Raw genomic sequence first — 20,565 nt, 5'->3', positions numbered from 1 at the left:
CCGACACAGGGTGATCGCAAGGGTGCAGCCGGAGACCGGCGGCTGCCGTGGAGCGGAAGGTCCATGCATGCAGCCGCAGTCGTCCAGCGGCCGGCGTGCGCCGGGCGCACACCGGATACGCCCGCGCCGCGTGGTCGCCCTCGCATCCGTGACCGTGCTGACCCTCGCGGTCAGCACCTCGGCCGGCACCGGGCACCTCACGGCGGACCCCAGCACGGCCGGAGCGGCTCCGATCGCCCTGGCCCGCTCCCCCGCCCTCGCTCCCTGCATGATCAGCGGCGGCCGGGACATCCAGATGACCGAGGGCATCCCCACCCCGGGCGGCTACTCCCGCTCCACCGGCACCGTCCACGCCCTCACCCTGATGGTCGACTTCTCCGACGCGCCCGGCGAGGGCAGCGCGCTCGACCGCTTCCACGAGTTCTTCCCGCAGACCCGGGAGTGGTTCCGCGCCGCCTCCTACGGCCGTCTCGACTACCGCCCCGAGACTCCGGTCACCGACTGGCTGCGGATGCCGAAGCCGTTCAAGGCCTACGGCATAGAACGCGGTGCCCCTTTCGACCCCGGCTACCGCGACCTGGTCCAGGACATCGTGGCCGCCGCCGACCCCACCGTGGACTTCCGCTCGTACGACCTGCTCAACGTGCTGATCACGCCGAACGCGGGCCCCTCCGCCCTGGACACCGTGCTGTCGGTGACGTTCGCCGGCAACGGGGAGGCGCCGGTGGCCGACGGCATACCGGTCGCCAACGCCTCCTTCGTCTACTCCCGCCAGGACGACGGCTCCGGCTCCTACGCCCAGACCGGCTACCGGGTACTCCCCCACGAGAACGGCCATGTCTTCGGCCTGCCCGACCTCTACACCCAGGACGGCGGCGGCGCGGTCGGCCACTGGGACATCATGAGCGAGGACTGGGGCGCCAACAACGACCTGCTCGGCTGGCACAAGTGGAAGCTGGGCTGGCTGGACGCCGCCCAGATCGGCTGCGCGGCGGCGCCCGGCACCGCGGAGTACAAGCTGACGCCCCTGGCACGGACCGGCGGCCAGAAACTCGTCTTCGTACCGACCGGCGGCGGCAGCGGCTACGCCCTCGAACTGCGTACCCGGGGCGGCAACGACGAGACCGTCTGCCGCCCCGGCATCCTCATCTACAAGGTCGACGCGAACGTCGACACCGGCCGCGGCCCCATCACCGTCTTCGACTCCCACCGCGACTCCGGTGGCTGTACCCGCAGTCCCAACGTCCACGAGGAACTCTCCGACGCGCCCTTCGGCCCCGGAGAGACCTTCAAGGACCCGCGGCACGGGATCACCGTCGAGGTGGCCGAGGGTGATCCGGAGGGGGACTACCGGGTGCGGGTGACGCGGAAGCGGGAGCCGGGGTAGGCCGGGTGGCCCGGCCGTCCGGCCGTCCGGTAGTCCGGCGGCCGGGGATTACGGTAGGCGTGCCGAGACCGCCGTACCGGAGAGCCGGAGCCGATGCCCGCGAAGACCGCACTGGACGCCGACGCCTCGTGGGGGGCCTGGGGGGCACGGGGAGCCGCCGAACCGCCCGCCGAGGCGGTGACGCCGCTGATCCGCGGGATCGCCGTACTGCGGCAGCTCACCGAGGCGGGCGGCACCCTGAGCCCCAGCGCGCTGGAACGGGCCACCGGCCTCGCCCGTTCCACGGTGGACCGGATCACCGCGACGCTCGAGCGCATGGGATACGTCCGCCTGGACGGCCGGGACGCGGTCCTCACCCCCCGCGTCATGGAACTGGGCAACGCCTACCTGGCCTCCCTCCGCCTGCCCGCGCTGCTGGACGCCCGCGCCGACGCGCTCGCCGACGAACTGGACGAATCGGTGTCGCTGGCGGTCGCCGACCGCGACGGCATCCGCTTCATCCACCAGGCCACCCGCCGCCGCGCGATGTCCCTCAGCTTCCGCATCGGCGACCTCCTCCCCGCCGAACGCACCGCCCCGGGCCCGCTGTTCGCCACCGAGTGGACCGAGGCGGACTGGACCCACTGGCGCGAGCGCCGCGCGGCCGACCCGGAGGACCGGAGCTTCCCGGCGGTACCGCCTCCGATCGACCCGGCGACCGCGACCGCCACCGAGGAGGACTTCGTACGACGCTCCGCGCGAGCCGCCACCGACGGCTACGCCCTGGACGACCAGCTGATCGAACCGGGCCTGGTGGCGGTCTCCGTACCGGTACGGGACCCGGCGACGGGCCGGGTGGCCTGCGCCGCGAACGTGGTCAGCCACACCAGCCGCCACACCGCGGCCGACCTGCGCGACACCCTCCTCCCCCACCTCCGCACGGCGGTCACGGCGATGGAACGGGACCTGTCCACCGCACCGCCCTCCCCCTCCACCCCGTCACCCTCCGGCCTGGCCACCTGGACCACGGCCTCCAAACACGAACTCGGCCGCGACTTCATCGAATCCCTGGCCCGAGGCCTCACGGTCCTGACAGCCTTCGGCGAGGGCCGAACCGCCCTGACCCTCACGGAGGTGGCGAAGGCCACGGGCCTGGCCCGGGCGACGGCACGGCGGGCACTGATCACCTACGAGCACCTGGGCCTGGTGACTCACAGCATCGCGGACACCGGGGCGACCTTCACCCTCACCCCCCGCGTCCTGTCCCTCGGCTTCCCACCCCTCTCCCGCACCACCCTCCCCCAACTGGCGGCTCCCCACCTGAGGGCGCTGGCGGACCGCGTCGGGGAGCCGACATCACTGGCGATCCTGCCGCCCCCGGAACCGGGCGCGAACACATCCACCCCGGAGCCGATGATCCAGCTCACGGCCAGAGCCACCACCAGCCGAGTCCTCACCGCGAACATCACCGTCGGAACCCGTCTCCCGGCCCGTTCCACCTCCCTCGGCCGCGTACTCCTGGCGGACAACACCCCCGCCCTGGAGCACATCCGCACCCAGGGCTACGCCCTGGCCGACGAGGAACTCGAATCAGGCCTCCGCTCCATCGCCGTCCCCATCCGCGACCGCACCGGCACCGCCGTCGCCGCCCTCAACATCTCCACCCACGCGGCCCGCCGCACCCTCGCCGACTGCGTGACCCACCTCCTCCCCGAACTGACCACCGCCGCCACCCACCTCCACACCGACCTCCACACCGCATCCCGCTTCACCCCCGTCCCCCTCTCCTGACCCCGCACCCCCACCCCCGAGATCCGGTACGCTGACGCCTGTGGCCCACACGGCCACGATCCGCCTTCGTAGCTCAGGGGATAGAGCACCGCTCTCCTAAAGCGGGTGTCGCAGGTTCGAATCCTGCCGGGGGCACAGCGAGAAGGGCCGGCTCAGGAGGGGTTTCCTCCCAGGCCGGCCCTTCGTCGTTTTCGGGGGCGTGCCACACGCGTGCCACTAGAGTCCACGCGGAGTCCACATCTCTAGCCGGAGGCACCTCCCACCGCCGTCGCGCATCATGGCCCCGATGCCGAAGCCGGTGGCGAGCTGCGCGGGAGTGTCGTGCCGGCGCAAGTGCACCGGACCGACCAGCTCCGTTGCGGACGGTTACGTCGTCACTCGATCAGTGGTCACGCTGAACACTTCAGTGGCCACGCTGGAATACCTCGCTGGCAACGCCCACCTCGGCGGAACGATTACGGCGAGACCTCCACCAACCCCAGACCGTGTGGCCCACCAGAGCGACCGCAACGGCAACAGCCGTGAACCGAACGGTGGTCCAGGTATCCAGAACAACCTGACTCGGCCCGCGCGACTCCGTCTCCAGACGCATGGAAGTCTCATAAAAAGCCACCAGGGGAATAAGCAGCCGGAAGAACAGGCCGCCGATGCCCGGCATGCGCGCGAGGTTCCCCAGGAGCCCAAGGGGCGCTCCGAAGAAGAATGCCAGCACACCCCAGAGGGCAATTCCGGATGATCCCGCACCTGAGGAATCCAGTCCCCCCAGGGAGGCCAGGCTTACCTTAGTCACGTAGTAGGTCACGACACCGATAGCCAGCCCCAGAGGCGCGAGAACAACCGATTCGATTTTAGACCGGCGGAAATAACCCACCAGAAACGCGTAACAGGCCCACGGCCACCCACCGGTGAAAACGGCGCCCACGGCCGCACCTGGATGGCCGCCCCAATGCTCAGCGGCAGGCCCTACCAGGCCGAGCAACAAGCCAAGCCCGAGTGGCATCGCAAACGACGCGGCCCGAGCACCCCAAAAGTTCACTCTCTCCCCTTCCGGCCCTAACACGGCATTACTCCGGGCCCGTGTGCGCCCGGAGTAATGACCCACCCGAGGGAGATCAACCTTCAGCACTGCGGACAAGTTTATGCATTATCGTAATACGCATAGCAGGTATATGCCGCACCTTGCGTGTGGTTGGCGTAGGAAGTCTCCCCCTTCGCCACCCAGCCACTTGAATGGTCGATGTTGATGACCCTGACCGTTGACTTGTGCTTCACATCCGCGATGTAGTTCGAGTAGCACTTCTTATGAGTTCCACCCGACACCAGATCGTACCCATAGCACCACCTGCCATGAGTCACATCCTGGCAGGTGTTCCCTCGCGGCTGAACGGCCGAAGCCTTGATTTCCAGCTTTACCACGCCCCACTCAGAGGGGTTACCCAGCTGCGCCGGCGGCTTGACGCCGTCACCCCTCTTGTGGATGACGGGCTGCCCAGCCTTGAGGCCGTCGCTGACCTTAACCACGGTCTCGCCGGCACGGATTCCGCTCTGAGGGCCGTAGGCCGCCGCCGGGGTGGCAAAGCTGGAAACCGCAAGCACGGCGCCCGAAATGCCGAAGAGTATTGACTTTCCAAACCTTTTCACGTTTCCCCCTTTTTCTCCCCCGCTATGGGGGACCAGGAATGATCTTCTACGAGGACGCTGCGGCGGTCAAGCTTGGCCGATTTACGACCCCGGCACGGCCTGAAATCGTTGTTGGGCGGTGGTATTCACGGGCGGGGCCTCTCAAGCCGACCGGGCACATCAACATCGCCTCCGCCCGACGCGCCCACACCGACCAACACCAGCCGAGGTTCGTGCCGCAACCGTGCCGGATGCGGGGTGTCGCAGGTTCGAATCCTGCCGGGGGAACCAGCGAGGAGGCCCCGGACCATCAACGCGGGCGGTCACGTACGACCGGGACGCCTCTTCCTGGCCTCAGCTGTCGGCGGTCACCTCGTCGTACGACGGCGTGGGGGTCGGTGTCTCCGTGGCGGCCGCCTCCGTGGCGCCGCCCGTCGGCTTGGCGGTCGCGGAGGGCTTACTGCCGTAGCTGGAGTGCATGACGGCCATTCCGGTGCCGATGACCGCCGCGCGGCCGGTAATCCGGGGTCGCGCCTACTGCCAGCCGCCGGTGAAGTCGCTGCTGAGCTGGGCGTCGCAGATGTTGTAGCCGCCCGACGCGTGCCCGGACTTCGTTTGCCCGTCCACGGTCACGCTGCAGTTGATGTCGCCCGACCCCTGTAGCTGGGCGTTCAGCGTGTAGTACATCGCCCCCTTCTTGAGGGGCAGGATGGCCTCGAACTCGCCGTTCTTGAACACGCCCTTGCGGGTGTCGCTGTCGGAGCCGTAGTTGATGTCGAGACCGCCGAGCGCTCCGGCCGGGGCAGTACCCCAGACTTTGAAGACGACGGTCTTCGGGGCGCCGGCCTTATTGCCGCCGTCCTTGCCACCGGCGGCCGTCTTATTGCCGGTCGTGGACTTCGAGGCGCTGCTGCTGGAGTCGTTCGAGCCGCTGCCGCTGACGGCCGCGGCGGCGATGCCGAGGACTACGGCCACGCCGACGAGGCCGAGACAGCCGAGACCGATGACCTTCCCTGCGCCAGGTCCCTTTTTCGGCGGCTGCGGCTGAAACGGCGGCTGCCCGCCGTGGGGAGCCTGGCCGTAGGGCTGTTGCGAGCCGGCCCATCCGGGATGCTGCGGCTGCTGGTTACTCACGGGTCCCCCCAAGGTGTCTGCTGTCGAGAGCAAGATGTGTGACATGTAAGGATGGAGTGCGGTTGCCGCTTACCTGCTGGATTCACCCCATCGTGGTAAACCGGCCGGACGTGCACGGCCGACTGCCCCGCAACGAAGGCCCTGACTGGGCGGATTGCGTGCAAGGTCCGGGATCACCCGGCAGTGGACTGTCAGAGCACTGGAGCTATGGATCAAAAGGCGTCTGGCATCTACGGCTGACGTCAACGACGGTGGACGCCAGGATCCGATCGCTAGGCTCGGCTCCGTGAGCGAAGACGCCCGCCTCATAGCGAACCACCGAGTCCATGTCGTACCCGTGATCCTGGCTCTGGCCAATCCACCGTGGCAGCGGAACGTGTGGCTCGACCCTTCGGTGTTCGAGAACCTGGACCACGTCTTCCACACGCTCTTCGACGACTTCTGCGACGCGGACGAACCCGAGCGATACCTCGGCGTCAGTCTCAGAACTGAGGAAGAGGTCGCTCTCATGCGAGAGCTCGGCATCGCGCTCAACACCGCCGCAACCGAGGCACCCAACGACACCGACGCGGAGTATCTCCAGGCGTCCGTCTGGCCAGAAGTCGTGACCGTTGCCGGACGCCTCGCTCAGGTCATGGTCGCGAACGACCCTCCCGAAGGCTGTTGCAGGCCACCGACCGCGGCGTTCGCGTCTGGCATCTCAGCAACTCCGCCCAGCTCGGGGCCGAGTCGTTCATTCCGGCGACGCCCGGAACCGGAGCCCAGTTCGACTACCGCCTGGTGGGCAAGAAGCGACTGCTCGCCCTCGAAGGGGTGGGCGTGAACTATCTGCTCGACGTGACGGATACACCGGATTCATTCCAGGTTCTGGCGGTGACGCGCTCCCCCAGCATGTTCACGGGCGCCGACATCGCCCTCAGCCCCGACGGGCGCCTCCTCGCCGATGTGGAGGTGTACGAGGGCAAAAAGGTCGGCAAGAAGGGCAAGAAGGAGCAATACGTCGGTCTGCGGCTGCGCGCGGCCCGCAAGTGTGCGCCTTTGCTGTCCACCATCGACGAGTTGGACAACGGTGTGCAGGCGATCGCGTTCAGCCCCACCAAGCCTGTCCTGGCGGTGTCCGACATGAACGGCTGGAAGGACAGCAACCACAAACCACCGGTCGTACGGATCTACGACATCGCGGACCCCAAGCGTCCACGGCAGATCGGCCGGATCAAGGCGACGACCACGCACCTCGACTTCTCCCCGGACGGTGAGAGTCTCCTGCTCGCCGATTCCCCCTTCGCCGACCGCGATGATCCCCAACCCCAGGCCATGGATCAGTTGCAGGCCTGGGACCTGACGGACCCGACGCACCCGGAGAAGCGGTGGTGGCGGAACGTACCGAACGCAATCGATTCGGCGCACGTCGCGTTCCGGCCTGATGGCAAGCTGCTCGCCGCCTACGAAAGCGACGGAACCTTGAGACTGTGGCGCGTCGAGAAGCACCGGCTCGCCGAAGAGGTGTCCCACGTCAGCATGGGCCTCTCCGGCAGCCCGATCGCCTTCAGCCCCGACGGAACCCGTCTCGCCCTGCTCACGCAGAAAAAGGTGGGTGCCGACACACGCCCGGAAATCTGGGACGTGACCGATCCGAAATCCCCCAAGCTTCATTCCTACCTGCCCAGCGGATCGTCCCTGTTCTACGCACTCGGGTTCACCCCGGACGGCGATTCGCTCGCCATCGTCAGGTCCGAGGGTGTCGACATCTGGGACATCAAACCGGAACGCGTGATCGGCGACCTCTGCAACGGGGTCGGCGACCCCATCACCCGTAAGCAGTGGCCTCGTGACCTGACAGCGGCGGGGCGGACGCCCGCCGAATCCTGAAGTTCCGTGTTACCTCGGACGCTTGCCCCGGGCGCCGGGCCGGGCTGTGTGATGATGCACGGCAATGGCCGGCCCTGGGGAGGGACCGGGGTGCGTGAGAAGGGACGGGAGCGCATCGTGGGCAAGGGCGGGGAGTCCATACCGGACGAGGAGTGGGAGCGCTTTCTGCGGGACGCCGAGGCCGGGAGCCAGGGCGCGCCCGAGGAGCCGTCGGCGCGGGCCCGGATGGTGGCGCGGCGGCTGCGGGAGGAGAGCGGCCCGCCGGAGGGGTGGCGGACTCAGAAGCCGGCCCGGCGACGGGGCAAGGGCTGGTACGCGGTCGGCGTGCTGGTCGCGGTCGGCGTGCTGGTCGTGGCACTGGATCCGGGGCGGGTGACCGGATGGTTCGGAGGCGGAGACGGCGGGAGCGCCCCGCTCGCGGCGGAGTCGCAGCGCCCGGACAAGCCGCCGGCGACCCAGGCGGCCCAACAGCCCACGCTGGAGCAGCCGTTCAGGGGATCGCCCGCGGGGCGGTGGGGCGACGGGACGGCGGGGATCAGCCTGCCCGCGGCACGGGCGACCGGCTGGATGAGCAAGGAGCAGGTCGCGCAGGCGCTCGACCGGACCCGGGACTTCCTCGCCGCGTCCAGTCTGGATTCCGGTGTGCTGCGCGGGGAGCGGCCGAAGAAGGCGATCGCGTTGATCAATCCCCATCAGCAGGACGTCAAGGACTACCTGGCGACCGCGTTCCGCACGCCCAGTCGGGAAAACGATCCTCTGCTGCTGTTCAGCCGGTTCGAGAAGACGAGGGTGCGGCTCGTCGGGAACGTGGTCAAGACACGAGGGCGGATCACGTACCGGGAGGGCAAGCGCGGTGCGCTCGAGGTGACCACCGATGTCACGTACGTCTATCCGGTCGTACGCGCCGCGGCGGGAAGCGACGAGGTCGCGCGCACCATCGTGCGCCGCGAGGTCGTGATGAGCTGGGACGACCCGGCGAAGGTGATCATCGACCCGGGCACGTTCTCCCTCGTCTCCTACAAGGTGGACACCACCAACGGCGGCTGCGACACCTTCACCGGCTACCTCACCCCCGAGTTCAACGCCGATCGCGCGACCAAGGGTTCCGGTGACGGCCCCGAGGTCGACCCGTACGACCGCAGCAAGTCGATGGACACCCGCATGCGGGAGGCCGGCGGAGCGGGGTGCGGGACCGCTACCCGGTCGTGAGCGGCCCGGCGAGGGCGCTGCCGGCCTCGGCTCATCCGGGCTGACGCCGGCCGGTGCGGCGTTGCCCGGATTTGCGGCCCGACAGCAGCTTCTGGGCTTCCGTCACCTTTCCTCTGGCCGTCAGCACCGAAGCGAGATTCCTGGTCAGGGCTTTCGACACCGGGTGATCGGCACCGAGGCTCCGGAGACTGCGGGTGCGGGTTTCCTTGAGCAGTTCTTCGGCTTCCGCGTACCTCCGCAGTTCGTGCAGGGCGACGCCCAGGGAGTGGGCCGAGATCAGGGTGTCAGGGTGGTCGTCGCCGAAAATGCGGCGCCGCCGTTCGAGGGTGTCCTCGGTGATCCGGCGGTCCTCTTCATGCTGGCCGAGTTCGTGCAGGGCGACCCCCAGGGAGTGGGCCGAACTCAGGGTGTCGGGATGGTCGTCGCCGAAGATACGGCGCCGCCGCTCAAGGGTGTCCTCGGTGATGATCCTGGCCTCGTCGTGCTGACCGAGCTCACGCAGGATGACACTCAGGGAGTGGGCCGACCTCAGGGTGGCGCGGTGGTCGTCACCGTAGATTCGGCGCCACCGGTCGAGGGTGTCCTCGGTGATGATCCTGGCCTCGTCGAGCCGGCCGAGTTCACGCAGGGTGACACCCAGACCGTAGGCGGAACTCAGGGTGTCAGGGTGGTCGTCACCGAAGATACGGCGCCGCCGCTCAAGGGTGTCCTCGGTGATGCCACGGTCCTCTTCGAACTCGCCCAAGGCGTGCAGGGCACCGCTCAGGGAGTACGCCGATTCCAGGGTCTGTGGGTGGTCGTCACCGAAAATACGCCGTCGCCGTTCGAGGATCCCCTGGGTGAGACGCCTGGCGCCGGCGTAGTCGCCGAGACCTCCGACGGCGTGACTGAGGTACTGAGCACAGGAGAGAGTGTCCGGGTGCTCTTCGCCGTAGGCACCGACCCATGCGGCATGCAGACTCGTGGCCAGTTCGTGGGCGGCGCGCGACTGCCCGCTTTCGACGAGGTAGCGGATGGCCTGGAGGTAGATCTGGCGCAGTCGGGGATCCCCGGTGGCGGTGTGCTGAAGGGCAGTGAGGTGTGTCGTCAGGGCGGCCCATCGAGGCCACGACTCCGGGGTTTCGACGTCGCCGGGAGTGGCGGCGATGAGCACCTTCTCGACATCGGTGTTGATCACCGCGGCGTCAGCCTCGTCGGTGAGGTCGCGCAGGATGGCCTGGGTGAGCCGGTGGATCTGAAAGGCCCCGTATCCCAGGCGGGCCAGGCCGCAGCGAGCCAGGGCCTGGAGGTCCCGCTGCGGCCACAGGATGTCGTCGGGGTCGACGGTGACGGTGGACAGCTGATGTCCGGCGTTTTCCAGCCAGGCGAAAGGGATGGGCTCGGGGCCCAGGAAGGCACCCAGCCGCAGCAGCGCACCGGCACCGGGGCGGTCGTCGGCGAGGCGCTTCGCGGCGATGTCCACGGTGGCGGCCAGCGAGGCGGAGTACTCCGCCGGAGCTCCGTGGGTCAGGAGCTCCTTGCTCTTGCCCGCGAGGAGCTGGCGGTATCTGTCGAGACTCACACCGCTGGCCAGCGTGCCGGCTACCTGCGCCAGGGCGAGGGGGAGGTCACCGAGGTCGGAGGCGAGCGCCTCCGCCTGCTGGGAGGTGATGCCGGGCAGCCGGGCGGTGAGGTAGTTCGTGGACTCGCCCCGCGAGAAGACGTCCAGGTCGTGACCGGCGGTGATGCTGTCCCAGGCGGGATCGCGCGAGGTGATCAGGACGTGTCCGGAGCCTGTGGGCAGCAGGGCCTTGAGGTCTTCCGGGTGCTCGGCGTTGTCGAGGATGATCAGCCAGCGGTCGCGGGTGCGCAGATGCTCCAGGAGGGCGCGGGTGTTGTGCTCGGCGCCGGCGTCGGGTTTGGCGATGGCCAGCCGGGAGGCCAGTTCGATGTAACGGATGGGGAGTTGATCGGCCTGTTCCGCATCGATCCACCAGACGATGTCGTACTCGCCGGCGTAGAGGTGGGCGTACTCCAACGCGATCTGCGTCTTCCCGATGCCACCCAGTCCACGCAGGGTGAACGGGCCGCCGCGCAACCCCTCACGCACCTGCTCGATGACGGCCTCCCGCCCCGTGAAGTACGGGGTGCGCCCGACCGGTACCTCCCATACACCGGGCCTGTCCGGGCCATCGGCCGAAGCGGCGTGACCGGAGTCCGCCACCCCGGGGAACTGCGGAGCGCCGGCGGAGACGGGGCCGCTCGCGGCCCTGGGAGGGAAGGCGGGCCTGTCGGGGTCCCCAGGGGGGCCGCTCAACGCCTCCAACAGCGCTTTGACGGCGTCCGGTTCGTCGAGGCCGTGCAGGTCCGTTCTGAGCAGCGGCGTGAAGTGGGCGGGGATCTCGGCGGTGAGGGGTTCGATGACCAGGGGAACCAGGCGGCCACGGCGCGCGGCCACCGCGTTGCGCTCTTCACGGGTCCAGCGGTCGGGGCCGAAATACTCGTCGGAGAAGAGGGCGACCACCACCGTCGCACGTGCCACGGCGTCGCTCATACGCTGGATGACGTCGTCGCCGGTGTGCCAGTGCCACACGTCCAGCTCGACCGGATGACCGGCCTCACGCAGGTGGTAGGCCACCCACTTCGCCCACGCCCGGTCGGGCTTGGCGTAGCTGATGAAGACGGCTTGCGGTTCCCCGGTCAACTGTGGCCCCCTGACTGCCCGCGCTCTCCTGTGTGCAGCGCTACAGATGTTCCTCTGTATACCGTGGAACAGGACCTCGGATCACCCGGACGAAGGGCCGGCCCGGGAGAGGACTTCTCCCGGGCCGGCCCTTCGTCTCGTCTTGTGGCCCCTACGACTCCCTACGACTGGGGGACCGCGTCGTGGGTCTTGTCGCGGCCCAGCCGCCGGCGGAGCAGCGCGACGGCCACCACGCCGATGGCCACCAGGGTGGACAGGACCACCTGGTCACGGCCTCCGCCGTCGGCCGTGTCGGTCAGCATGTAGCCGAGCACGAAGGTGATCAGGGCGATGGTGGCCCAGGTCAGGTAGGGGTAGAGCCACATCCGGACGATGAGCTTCTCCGGCGACTCCCGCTGGAGGATCCGGCGCATGCGCAGCTGGGAGAAGCAGATCACCAGCCAGACGAACAGGGCGATCGCGCCGGAGGAGTTGAGCAGGAACTGGAAGACGGTGTCCGGCCACAGGTAGTTGAAGGCGACCGCGACGAAGCCGAAGACCACCGAGGCCAGGATGGCCGACTGCGGCACGCCGCGGCCCGTGGTGCGGCCGAAGGCCGCGGGGGCGTCGCTGCGCCGGCCGAGGGAGAACGCCATCCGGGAGGCGGTGTACAGGCCCGAGTTGAGGCAGGACAGTACGGAGGTCAGCACGATGGTGTTCATGATCTGGGCGGCGTGCGGGATGCCGATGGAGCTCAGTGCGGCGACGTACGAGCCGTCCTTGAGGATCGCCGGGTCGTCCCAGCGCAGCAGCGACACCACGAGCAGGATCGAGCCCAGGTAGAACACCGCGATCCGCCAGATCACGCTGTTGGTGGCCTTGGTGACGGCACCCTGCGGGTCCTTGGACTCGCCGGCCGCGAGCGTGACGATCTCACTGCCCATGAAGGAGAAGACCACCATCAGGACGCCGGTGAGGATGGCTCCCGGCCCGTGTGGCAGGAATCCGCCGTGCGCGGTCAGGTTGGAGAAGCCGGACGCCGGGTGGTCCGAGCCGGGCAGCAGACCGAAGATGGCGAGGCCGCCGATCACGATGAACGCGGCGATGGCGACGACCTTGATGCCGGCGAACCAGAACTCGAACTCGCCGTAGGAGCTGACCGAGGCGAGGTTGCTGGCGGTGAGGACGACCATGACGATCAGGGCCCAGCCCCACTGCGGGACCGCCGGGATCCAGCCGGCCAGGATCTTGGCGCCGGCCGTCGCCTCGACGGCGAGCACCACGACCCAGAAGAACCAGTACAGCCAGCCGATGGTGAATCCGGCCCAGCGGCCCAGCGCGCGGTCCGCGTAGGCGGAGAACGAGCCGGACGTGGGGTTGGCCGCGGCCATTTCCCCGAGCATGCGCATGACGAGGACGACGAGGACGCCGACCAGCGCGTAGGAGACGAGGATGCCGGGGCCCGCGGCGGCGATGCCGGAACCGGATCCGACGAACAGGCCGGCACCGATGACACCGCCGATCGCGATCATCGACAGGTGCCGGTTCTTCAGTCCGGCTTGCAGGCCGGAGTCTGCCGGGGTGCTTTCGGTGGTGGTGAGCGGGTCTGCGGCGGGGGCAGGGGGACGTGAAGTCATCTCGACATCCATGGCGGGAGTGCGGAAGAGGACATGCGTCGGTGAGCCGGGGCGGGGATGACCGCGCAGCTTCGACCGGAGGGGGACGGGGGGACGGGCGCCGTGGAGGGAAATTAGTTCACTACGATCTAAAAGAACAAGCCTTGTTTAAGTGTTCACCATGCTCTATTTTGCGTGCAGCGCGGAACCACCACTTCCGGTGGCTGCCGCCCCGTCCCGTCGCCCCCCGGCGTCCCGGCACCCGTGGGAGCCCCCGTGCACGACACCGTGACCCCGCTCAGCAGGCCGTTAGGGTGGCGTCGTGGTGAATCCAGCGGGGAAGTTCGGGCCCTACAACCAGCCGGGGACGGCGCGGCCGGGATCGGTCGCCGGGGTACGAGACGCCCGTGTCCTGCCCGGCAGGGGACCGACGGGATCGGAGCTGGTCCGGTCACGGATCGCACTGCGGGTGCGCCTGAAGTCCGTGTCACCGGGGGACCGGCTGCCGGACGCCGGCGTCCTCGCCGAGGAGCTGGGGATCAGTGAGATCACCGTGCGCCGTGCGCTGGAGGGGATGTGCCAGGACGGCTTGCTCGACCGCCGACGAGGCCGTGCGGGCGGGACCTTCGTCGCGCAGGACTGGGACGCGGTCGTCGCCCTGATGCACGACGCCGACGAGGCGGCCTCCCTGGACGCCCTCCACCTGCTGCTCGAGTGCGGCATCGTGGCGCACAGCGCGGGCGAGGTCCCGCCCGACCGGCTCGCGGCGCTCCAGGCGCTGGTCGACGAGCTGGACCTGGCCGACGACCAGGCACGACTGCTCGAACTGGAGACCCGCTTCCATCTCGACCTCGCGGAGGCGCTCGGCGGGGCCGGAATCCGTGAGTTCGCCGCCGACCTGCTCGGCCGGCTGTGCCTGCTGTCGCCCGCCCCGACGCCCGCGGTCGTACGGTCGCGAAACCGCTGCCACGCCGAACTGCTCGCCGAACTCGGCCGGGGCGCCATGGACCCGGCGGTGCGGGCGGTGAAGGCCCACCAGCAGGCACACCAGGAGACCCACCCCGGCTGACGCGCCCGCCGACCGTGCCGACCCGACCGCCCACACAGACCCCTCGCGCCGCCACACCGCAGAAGGAGTTGCCGCCATGCCTGACCCCGGAGGCGTCGGCCCGTCGTCGACATCGGGCCCCGTCGGCGGCGTGCCCCAGCGCCTGCGCGGCGGTGTCCTCGGCATGGCGGACATCGCCGCGGCCACGATGGCCAACGTCGGCCCGGCCATGAGCTTCTTCTTCGGCTTCGCCTTCCTGGCCACCACCGCGGGGATCGCGTCCCCGCTGACCATCGTCGCCGCGGGTGTGGCGGTCGCGCTCCTCGGCAACACGCTCGCCGAGTTCTCCCGGGCGCACCCCTCGGCGGGCAGCTTCATCACCTTCGTCGGCAAGACCTTCGGACCGGTCAGCGCGGTGACCACGGCCCTGCTGGCCGGGCTGGGGTACATCATCGCGATGGCCTCCGTCATCGCGATCTCGGGCGGGTTCGTGCAGATCACCCTGTACCACTACACCGGGGTCGACCTGCCGTGGATCCTGTGGACGCTGCTGCTGACCGGGCTGTCGGTGGTGCTGATGCTGCGCGGGGTGGTGGTCTCCACCAAGTGGGCCGGGTACTTCTTCGGCGTGGAGATGCTCGTGCTGGTCGTGGTCTCGGTCGCGGCGATCGTCGAACACCGCGGCAGCCTCTCCGCCGCCCCGTTCCTGCCGGGCCACCTCACCCACGGCCTCAAGGGCCTGGCGGCGGGCTTCCCGCTGGCGGTGTACCTGTTCATCGGCTGGGAGAACTCGGCGGCGCTGGCGGAGGAGACGGAGAACCCGCGGCGCAACGTCGGCCGCGCCGTGTTCTTCTCCGTCGCGATCATGACGGTGAGCTACATCCTCTTCTCCTACGCCACGGTGACCGGCTTCGACTACGACGTGGCCAGGCTCGGTGACGCCCCCATTCCCTTCATCGACGTCGCCCACCACACACTCGGAGCGCTGGCGTTCGTCGCCTATGTCGGGGGCCTGACCTCCACCCTCGGCGTACTGATCGCCGGTATCAACTCCCAGGCCCGTCTGGTGTTCAACGCCGGACGCGAGGGGCTGCTGCCGTCCTTCTTCGGCTATGTGCACCCCACCCGCCGCACGCCCAACAACGCGATCATCACCTTCACCGTCACCGCGCTGCTGATCATCGGAGGCTGGGGGCTGGGCCACCTGCTCGGGGCCGACGGCGGTCCGATGAACCCCGTGGTGTTCTTCACCGAGTCCTCAAGCCTGGGCGCCATCCTGATCCTGCTGGTCTACCTGGCGTCGAACATCGCCCTGCCGCTGTACTACCGCAAGTACCGCCCGCAGGAGTTCCGGACGGTACGGCACCTGGTGCTGCCCGCGATCGGCACCCTGGCCATCCTGGTCCCGCTCTACTACCTCGCCAAGCCCGGCCAGCCCGCGCCGTACAACTGGTTCCCCTACGCGGCACTGGCCACCCTGCTCGCCGCCATCGGCTACGCGACCCTCCTGGTCCGCCGCGACCCGAGCCTGGCCGAACGGGTGGGTTCCGTCGTCGCGGACGTGGAGTGAGCACGCGACCCCTCGACGAACAAGAGCCACGTAAGGTGGCGCCGTGCATCACCATCCGACCATCTGCCCGCCGCCCCGCTTCTGAGCGGGGCGTCTGCCGGGCCGGGCCAAAAGAGCATGGCCGCGGCCTTCTGTGGTGTTGCCGAATCAGCTGATGCCCCGCTTTGACGCCGTCCTTTCCTCGTTTCCGCGTCAGAGCCGGAGCCCTTTCTCATGTCCGCACGCTCGTCTCTTTCCGCTGCCCGCATGTCGCGCGGCGGCGTCGCCCTGCTCGTCCTGGCCGGAGTGCTGTGGGGAACCGGCGGTCTCGCCGGTGCGGTCCTCGCCTCGTACACCGGACTGACCCCGGTCGCGGTCGCCGCGTACCGTCTGCTGACCGGGGGTGCCCTCATCACCGGTTACGCCCTGGCGACCGGCCGTCCCACCCGCGCGTCCCACCTGCCGCGGGCCCTTCCCCGGATCGCCACCGCCGGTCTCCTGCTGGCCTGCTTCCAGGCCGCGTACTTCGCGGCGGTGGCCGCCACCTCGGTCGGTCTGGCCACCCTGACCACGATGGTCGCCGTCCCCGTCATGATCACCGCCGGGACGGCATGTCTGGACCGGCGCCGCCCCAGCCGCCGTACGACCGTCTCTCTGGTCATCGCACTCGCCGGCCTGCTGTTCCTGATCGGCTCACCGGCCGCGGGTGCGCACCGGGTGGCCGGTACCGGCCTCGCCCTGCTGGCCGCGGCGGGCTTCGCTGCCCTGTCGCTGGACCGCCGCGACGCACTTCCGGGCCTGGACCGCATCACCATGACCGGGCTGGGTTTCCTGGCCGGTGGCCTTCTGCTGCTGCCCGTCGCGCTGACGACCGGAATGGGCATCCCGGCCCGCCCCGGCGCGATCGGCGCAGTACTGTTCCTCGGCCTGGTGCCCACCGCCCTCGCCTACACCGGCTACTTCACCGGCCTCCAGCAAGCCGGTCCGGGCGCCGCGGTCATCGCCGTCCTCCTGGAACCGCTCACCGCCACCCTGCTCGCCGCACTGGTCGGCCAGGAGCATCTGGACGGTACGCAGGTCCTCGGGGCGCTTCTCATCCTCGTTTCGATCATGGTCCGGCAGGATTCCGCGTCCTGATGCCACGATCCGGCCCGGGTCTCGTCACCGCTGCGTCACAGGTGAGCGGTCGGGAGAACCCCCGGCCCCGCCTGCTCTGTCTGCATCGGCGACAGTCGCCCAATTCCGAAATCGGGGGAGAACATGCAGTTCAGGAACAGCGTCCGCAGAACCGTGCTGGTGGTAGCGGCGGCCTCGGCCGCTCTGGCGGTGGCCGGGTGCCAGTCCGATGGCGACGAGGCGGGGGCGTCCGGGGCATCGTCGTCCTCGCCCTCGTCCTCGGCCTCGTCCTCGGCCTCGGCCTCGCCGAGCGTCTCGTCGGGATCGCATTCCGGTGCGCCGGATGTCACCGCGACGGCGGTGCCGGTGGCGAGCAAGTCCTCCGGAACCGGTTCGTCGGGCGGCACCGTGAAGGCGTGCGCGGCGGACAGCCTGAAGGCGACCGCCTATCAGGCCGCCGATCGGCCGGACGGTACGGGGACGGGCGCCGCGATCGTCGAGTTCAGCAACGCCTCCGGGCAGCCGTGCGTGCTCAACGGCCATCCGACGGTCGCCGGGGCCGGCAACGGTTCCCCGGAGCACAACTCCCCGCTCACGGTGACGACTTCCGGGTCGGCGACGCCGGTGAAGGTGGCCCCGGGCGGCAAGGCGTGGGTGAAGCTGACCTTCGTGCAGGTGCAGGGCGAGGCCGACGGTTACTGCGAGTCCGGTGCGGACCCGGTGGTCTACCCCACGCTGGTGGTCGGGCTGCCGGAGGCGGGGGCGCACCAGGTCGCCCTGGCGGACGGCCAGTTCGCCGAGTGCGACAACAAGGTGACCGCCACCGCGGTTTCGTCGGTCAAGCCTTCCTGAACCGTCAGGAAGCGCTCCACGGCCCGGGCTTCCGGCGGCCGCGGTGTGCGGTTCACGGGCGCTCGCCCTTGCGGCGCTTCCGGTTCGGGCGGTGCGGGCGCCGGAGGGTGTCGAGTTCACCGATGGCCGCGCGTCCGTGGGCCGGGTCGCCGGGGGTGGGGCCGCCCGCGCACCACCAGGTCGGGCGGCCGGCGACGCTCCGCACGTGCATGCCGAGGCCGTGGACGGGGCAGACCGGCCAGACCCGCCAGAGCAACTCCATGACGGTGTCCTGGGCGGCTTCGGCCACGGCGGAGACGGCTGCGTCGAGGGCGGTCGCCGAGTCCGGCTGAAGAGGGTTGCCGTGGGAGTCGCCGTTCGCGAGCGAGACGTACACCTGCTCCGGCTCGCCGTCCTCCCAGGACACCCCCCGCAGGCACAGGGGGAGCTGTTCCGGGAGGGTGGCCGCCAGGTCGCGGTTCACCAGGGCCAAAGCCTCCTCCCAGAGCGGGTGTTCGCCGGGGGCCGGTGGGCGCGGGGACGGGTTGTCGAAGGGCACGTACCCAGTGTCCCCGCCCCGCCGGTCTTCTTTACGCATTCCTGACGCCCCCCGGCGCATCCGGCGGCCCCCGCCCGGTGTCCTCCTTCGTGCCTCCCCGTGTCGTGGAGGTGCTCAACGAGCCGAGGAATGGAGTGCCATGGAAGGCACCGTCGTCGCAGTAGTGGTCGTGGCCGTGCTGGCCCTGCTCGTGCTGCGCAGTGGGATGCGGGTGGTCAACCAGGTCGAGCGCGGGGTCGTGTTCCGCATGGGCAAGGCTCTGCCGGAGTACCGCCACCCGGGCGTCACCTTCCTGATCCCGTTCGCCGACCGGATGCGGAAGGTGAACGTGCAGGTGGTGACCATGCCGGTGCCCACCCAGGAGGGCATCACCAAGGACAACGTGTCGGTGAAGGTCGACGCCGTCGTCTACTTCCGGGTGACGGACCCGCTGCGGGCCGCCATCGAGGTGCAGGACTACGTCTTCGCCGTCGGGCAGGTCGCCCAGTCCTCCCTGCGGTCCATCATCGGCAAGAGCGACCTGGACGACCTGCTCTCCGACCGGGAGCGGCTGCACGAGGGGCTGGCGCTGATGATCGACAGCCCGGCCGCCCAGTGGGGCATCCACATCGACCGGGTCGAGATCAAGGACGTACAGCTGCCGGAATCGCTGAAGCGGTCCATGTCCCGGCAGGCCGAGGCCGAGCGGGAGCGGCGGGCCCGGGTCATCACCGCGGACGGCGAGTTCCAGGCCGCGCAGCAGCTCGCCAACGCGTCCCGGATCATGTCCGACACCCCGGAGGCCATGCAGCTGCGCCTGCTGCAGACCGTGGTGGAGGTCGCCGCCGAGAAGAACTCGACGCTGGTGATGCCCTTCCCGGTCGAGCTGCTGCGCTACTTCGACAAGGCGGCCCAGCAGTTCGCGGCCCCGGCGGCCCCCGCCGCCGCCCCCGCGACCCCTGAGGTTCCTGAGGCCGCGGCTCCCGAGGTTCCCGCGGCTTCCGCGGCTTCCGTGCTCCCGCCTGCTACGCCGGCTGAAGCCGCTCCCGTCCCTCTCGCCGAGCAGCCGTAGCCAGCGCCAGCGTCACCGCGGCCGAGGCGAGAGCCATGACCGTCATCGCCGTGGCGGGCGAGGTGAGTTGGGCCACCGACCCCGCCAGCGAGGCGCTCACGCCCTGCATCGTCAGCATGCCCGCCGAGTGCAGCCCGAGGGCGTGGCCGCCGAGTCCGTCCGGGGTCAGGGCCACCAGGCGTTCCTGCTGCACCAGGCCCGCCCCGAAACCGGCGGAGGCGACGGCGGCCAGGGCCGCGGCGAGCGGCAGCGGCGGGTGCTGGAAGAAGACGAGGTACGGCGTCGCCAGCAGCAGGAGCAGCGGTACGGCCAGCCGCGCGCGGACTCCGGGCGGCAGCAGCCGGCCCACGGTCACGTCCCCGGCCAGCATGCCCAGCGCGGCGCCGGCGAACAGCGTGCCGGCGCCGTCGGGGTCGTAGGAGACGAAGAGGGACTCGCAGCCCACCACCAGGCCGTTGGGGATCCACAGGCCCAGATAGACCAGGCGGCGGGGGCGGGCGGACCACAGCAGGGCGTTGGTGCGCCAGGTCGCGGCGACGGAGGGGCGGCCCGCGGTCCGGGGCGGGCGCCGGGTGAGGCCGAGGCGGACGCCGAGCGCCGCCACCAGATACAGGGCCGCGGACACCAGGAGCGTGGTGCGCGGTGACAGGGCGGCCACCAGCACGCCGCCCGTCGCGTACCCGGTGATCTGCATGACACCGCTCATCATGTTGAACACCGAACGCCCGGGAAGATAGCCGCCCTTGGCCAGGATCTCGTTCAGCAGGCCCCAGCGGACTCCCCCGCCGAGGGAGGCGACCAGCCCCTGGGCGAGCAGGACGGCGAAGACCGCCGCCACCGGCAGACCGGGCAGCGCCAGGACCGCCGTGCCCGCCGCGAAGGCGAGGCCGATGCCGGTCAGCGCCGCCCGTGGCGGCAGCCGGTCCGCGCCCGACAGGAACAGGGTCGCGCCCAGCACCTGGGCCAGGGACGGGCCGAACATGCTCACCGCGGACAGCAGCGGCGAACCCGTGGTCCGTAACACCAGTGTGCCGAGCGCCAGACCGGCCACCGTCTGGGCGGCGGTCTGGGCGGCGGAGGCGAGGAAGAGCGGGGTGAACTCGGGGGTGCGGAAGAGGTCCTTGTAGCTGCGCATGCGGGGAGT

The 20,565-nt window shown here is 69.9% G+C and carries 19 protein-coding genes and 1 tRNA gene; 11 read left to right on the top strand and 9 right to left on the bottom strand.

From position 1 onward, the window contains the following. Positions 1–67: 67 nt before the first annotated feature. From ACZ7L0_RS24450 to ACZ7L0_RS24440, 3 genes are all read left to right on the top strand, one after another. Positions 68–1,387, top strand: coding sequence for a M6 family metalloprotease domain-containing protein (locus ACZ7L0_RS24450; protein WP_471244664.1), 1,320 nt, complete (start codon positions 68–70; stop codon positions 1,385–1,387). 93 nt (positions 1,388–1,480) lie between these two features. After that, positions 1,481–3,157, top strand: coding sequence for an IclR family transcriptional regulator domain-containing protein (locus tag ACZ7L0_RS24445; protein ID WP_471244663.1), 1,677 nt, complete (start codon positions 1,481–1,483; stop codon positions 3,155–3,157). A 62-nt stretch (positions 3,158–3,219) separates the two neighbouring features. Next, positions 3,220–3,292: transfer RNA gene (locus ACZ7L0_RS24440), tRNA-Arg, on the top strand. A 268-nt stretch (positions 3,293–3,560) separates the two neighbouring features. Here ACZ7L0_RS24440 and ACZ7L0_RS24435 read toward each other — a convergent pair. The 4 genes from ACZ7L0_RS24435 to ACZ7L0_RS24420 all read right to left on the bottom strand — a co-directional run bounded on the left by ACZ7L0_RS24435 (position 3,561) and on the right by ACZ7L0_RS24420 (position 5,752). Further along, the gene (locus ACZ7L0_RS24435; protein ID WP_471244662.1) at positions 3,561–4,079 is read right to left on the bottom strand and encodes a hypothetical protein; all 519 of its coding nucleotides are present in this window, start codon (positions 4,077–4,079) and stop codon (positions 3,561–3,563) included. A gap of 215 nt (positions 4,080–4,294) precedes the next feature. Then, on the bottom strand, positions 4,295–4,798 hold the full coding sequence (locus tag ACZ7L0_RS24430; protein ID WP_471244661.1) for a lactococcin 972 family bacteriocin: 504 nt from the start codon (positions 4,796–4,798) through the stop codon (positions 4,295–4,297). Positions 4,799–5,131: 333 nt separating this feature from the next. After that, positions 5,132–5,257, bottom strand: coding sequence for a hypothetical protein (locus ACZ7L0_RS24425; RefSeq protein WP_471244660.1), 126 nt, complete (start codon positions 5,255–5,257; stop codon positions 5,132–5,134). A 54-nt stretch (positions 5,258–5,311) separates the two neighbouring features. Further along, on the bottom strand, positions 5,312–5,752 hold the full coding sequence (locus ACZ7L0_RS24420; RefSeq protein WP_471244659.1) for an MmpS family transport accessory protein: 441 nt from the start codon (positions 5,750–5,752) through the stop codon (positions 5,312–5,314). A gap of 445 nt (positions 5,753–6,197) precedes the next feature. On the opposite strand from ACZ7L0_RS24420, the gene ACZ7L0_RS24415 reads away from it, so the two are divergent. The 3 genes from ACZ7L0_RS24415 to ACZ7L0_RS24405 all read left to right on the top strand — a co-directional run bounded on the left by ACZ7L0_RS24415 (position 6,198) and on the right by ACZ7L0_RS24405 (position 8,989). After that, positions 6,198–6,734 (top strand): SCO4402 family protein, encoded by a 537-nt coding sequence (locus ACZ7L0_RS24415; protein ID WP_471244658.1) that lies wholly within the window; start codon positions 6,198–6,200, stop codon positions 6,732–6,734. Then, positions 6,692–7,780: a WD40 repeat domain-containing protein gene (locus ACZ7L0_RS24410; protein WP_471244657.1), complete on the top strand. Its 1,089-nt coding sequence runs from the start codon at positions 6,692–6,694 to the stop codon at positions 7,778–7,780. The genes ACZ7L0_RS24415 and ACZ7L0_RS24410 overlap by 43 nt, the downstream gene beginning before the upstream one ends. A 117-nt stretch (positions 7,781–7,897) precedes the next feature. Continuing rightward, positions 7,898–8,989, top strand: coding sequence for a hypothetical protein (locus ACZ7L0_RS24405; protein WP_471244853.1), 1,092 nt, complete (start codon positions 7,898–7,900; stop codon positions 8,987–8,989). Between the two features lie 31 nt (positions 8,990–9,020). Here ACZ7L0_RS24405 and fxsT read toward each other — a convergent pair whose 3' ends face one another. Both fxsT and ACZ7L0_RS24395 read right to left on the bottom strand, forming a co-directional pair. Beyond that, on the bottom strand, positions 9,021–11,672 hold the full coding sequence (gene fxsT, locus ACZ7L0_RS24400; protein ID WP_471244656.1) for an FxSxx-COOH system tetratricopeptide repeat protein: 2,652 nt from the start codon (positions 11,670–11,672) through the stop codon (positions 9,021–9,023). Between the two features lie 161 nt (positions 11,673–11,833). Then, positions 11,834–13,288, bottom strand: a complete 1,455-nt coding sequence (locus ACZ7L0_RS24395; protein ID WP_471244655.1) for an amino acid permease — start codon at positions 13,286–13,288, stop codon at positions 11,834–11,836. A gap of 301 nt (positions 13,289–13,589) precedes the next feature. Between ACZ7L0_RS24395 and ACZ7L0_RS24390 the strand changes: the two genes are divergently transcribed. From ACZ7L0_RS24390 to ACZ7L0_RS24380, 3 genes are all read left to right on the top strand, one after another. Continuing rightward, positions 13,590–14,336 carry a FadR/GntR family transcriptional regulator gene (locus ACZ7L0_RS24390; protein WP_471244654.1) on the top strand — a complete coding sequence of 249 codons (747 nt, stop codon included), beginning with the start codon at positions 13,590–13,592 and terminating at the stop codon, positions 14,334–14,336. 76 nt (positions 14,337–14,412) lie between these two features. Further along, complete coding sequence (locus ACZ7L0_RS24385) at positions 14,413–15,885, top strand: APC family permease (RefSeq protein WP_471244653.1); 1,473 nt, start codon at positions 14,413–14,415, stop codon at positions 15,883–15,885. Positions 15,886–16,131: 246 nt separating this feature from the next. After that, complete coding sequence (locus ACZ7L0_RS24380; protein ID WP_471244652.1) at positions 16,132–17,001, top strand: DMT family transporter; 870 nt, start codon at positions 16,132–16,134, stop codon at positions 16,999–17,001. A 35-nt stretch (positions 17,002–17,036) separates the two neighbouring features. Here ACZ7L0_RS24380 and ACZ7L0_RS24375 read toward each other — a convergent pair whose 3' ends face one another. After that, positions 17,037–17,357 (bottom strand): hypothetical protein, encoded by a 321-nt coding sequence (locus tag ACZ7L0_RS24375; RefSeq protein ID WP_471244651.1) that lies wholly within the window; start codon positions 17,355–17,357, stop codon positions 17,037–17,039. Here ACZ7L0_RS24375 and ACZ7L0_RS24370 point away from each other — a divergent pair. After that, a complete protein-coding gene (locus ACZ7L0_RS24370) occupies positions 17,347–17,832 on the top strand; it encodes a DUF4232 domain-containing protein (RefSeq protein ID WP_471244650.1) in 486 nt (161 codons plus the stop codon). The genes ACZ7L0_RS24375 and ACZ7L0_RS24370 overlap by 11 nt on opposite strands. 52 nt (positions 17,833–17,884) lie before the next feature. Here ACZ7L0_RS24370 and ACZ7L0_RS24365 read toward each other — a convergent pair whose 3' ends face one another. Next, positions 17,885–18,370, bottom strand: a complete 486-nt coding sequence (locus ACZ7L0_RS24365) for a hypothetical protein (RefSeq protein WP_471244649.1) — start codon at positions 18,368–18,370, stop codon at positions 17,885–17,887. 139 nt (positions 18,371–18,509) lie between these two features. On the opposite strand from ACZ7L0_RS24365, the gene ACZ7L0_RS24360 reads away from it, so the two are divergent. Further along, entirely contained in the window at positions 18,510–19,421 is a 912-nt protein-coding gene (locus ACZ7L0_RS24360) for a slipin family protein (RefSeq protein ID WP_471244648.1), read from the top strand. On the opposite strand, the gene ACZ7L0_RS24355 is transcribed toward ACZ7L0_RS24360, so the two are convergent. Next, positions 19,375–20,556: an MFS transporter gene (locus ACZ7L0_RS24355; RefSeq protein ID WP_471244647.1), complete on the bottom strand. Its 1,182-nt coding sequence runs from the start codon at positions 20,554–20,556 to the stop codon at positions 19,375–19,377. The genes ACZ7L0_RS24360 and ACZ7L0_RS24355 overlap by 47 nt on opposite strands. Between the last annotated feature and the right edge of the window lie 9 nt (positions 20,557–20,565).

It is taken from the genome of Streptomyces sp. NPDC039424, from assembly GCF_055639495.1.
Note: the sequence above shows the minus strand (reverse complement) of the source record. Positions and strands in the feature narration are given on the sequence as shown.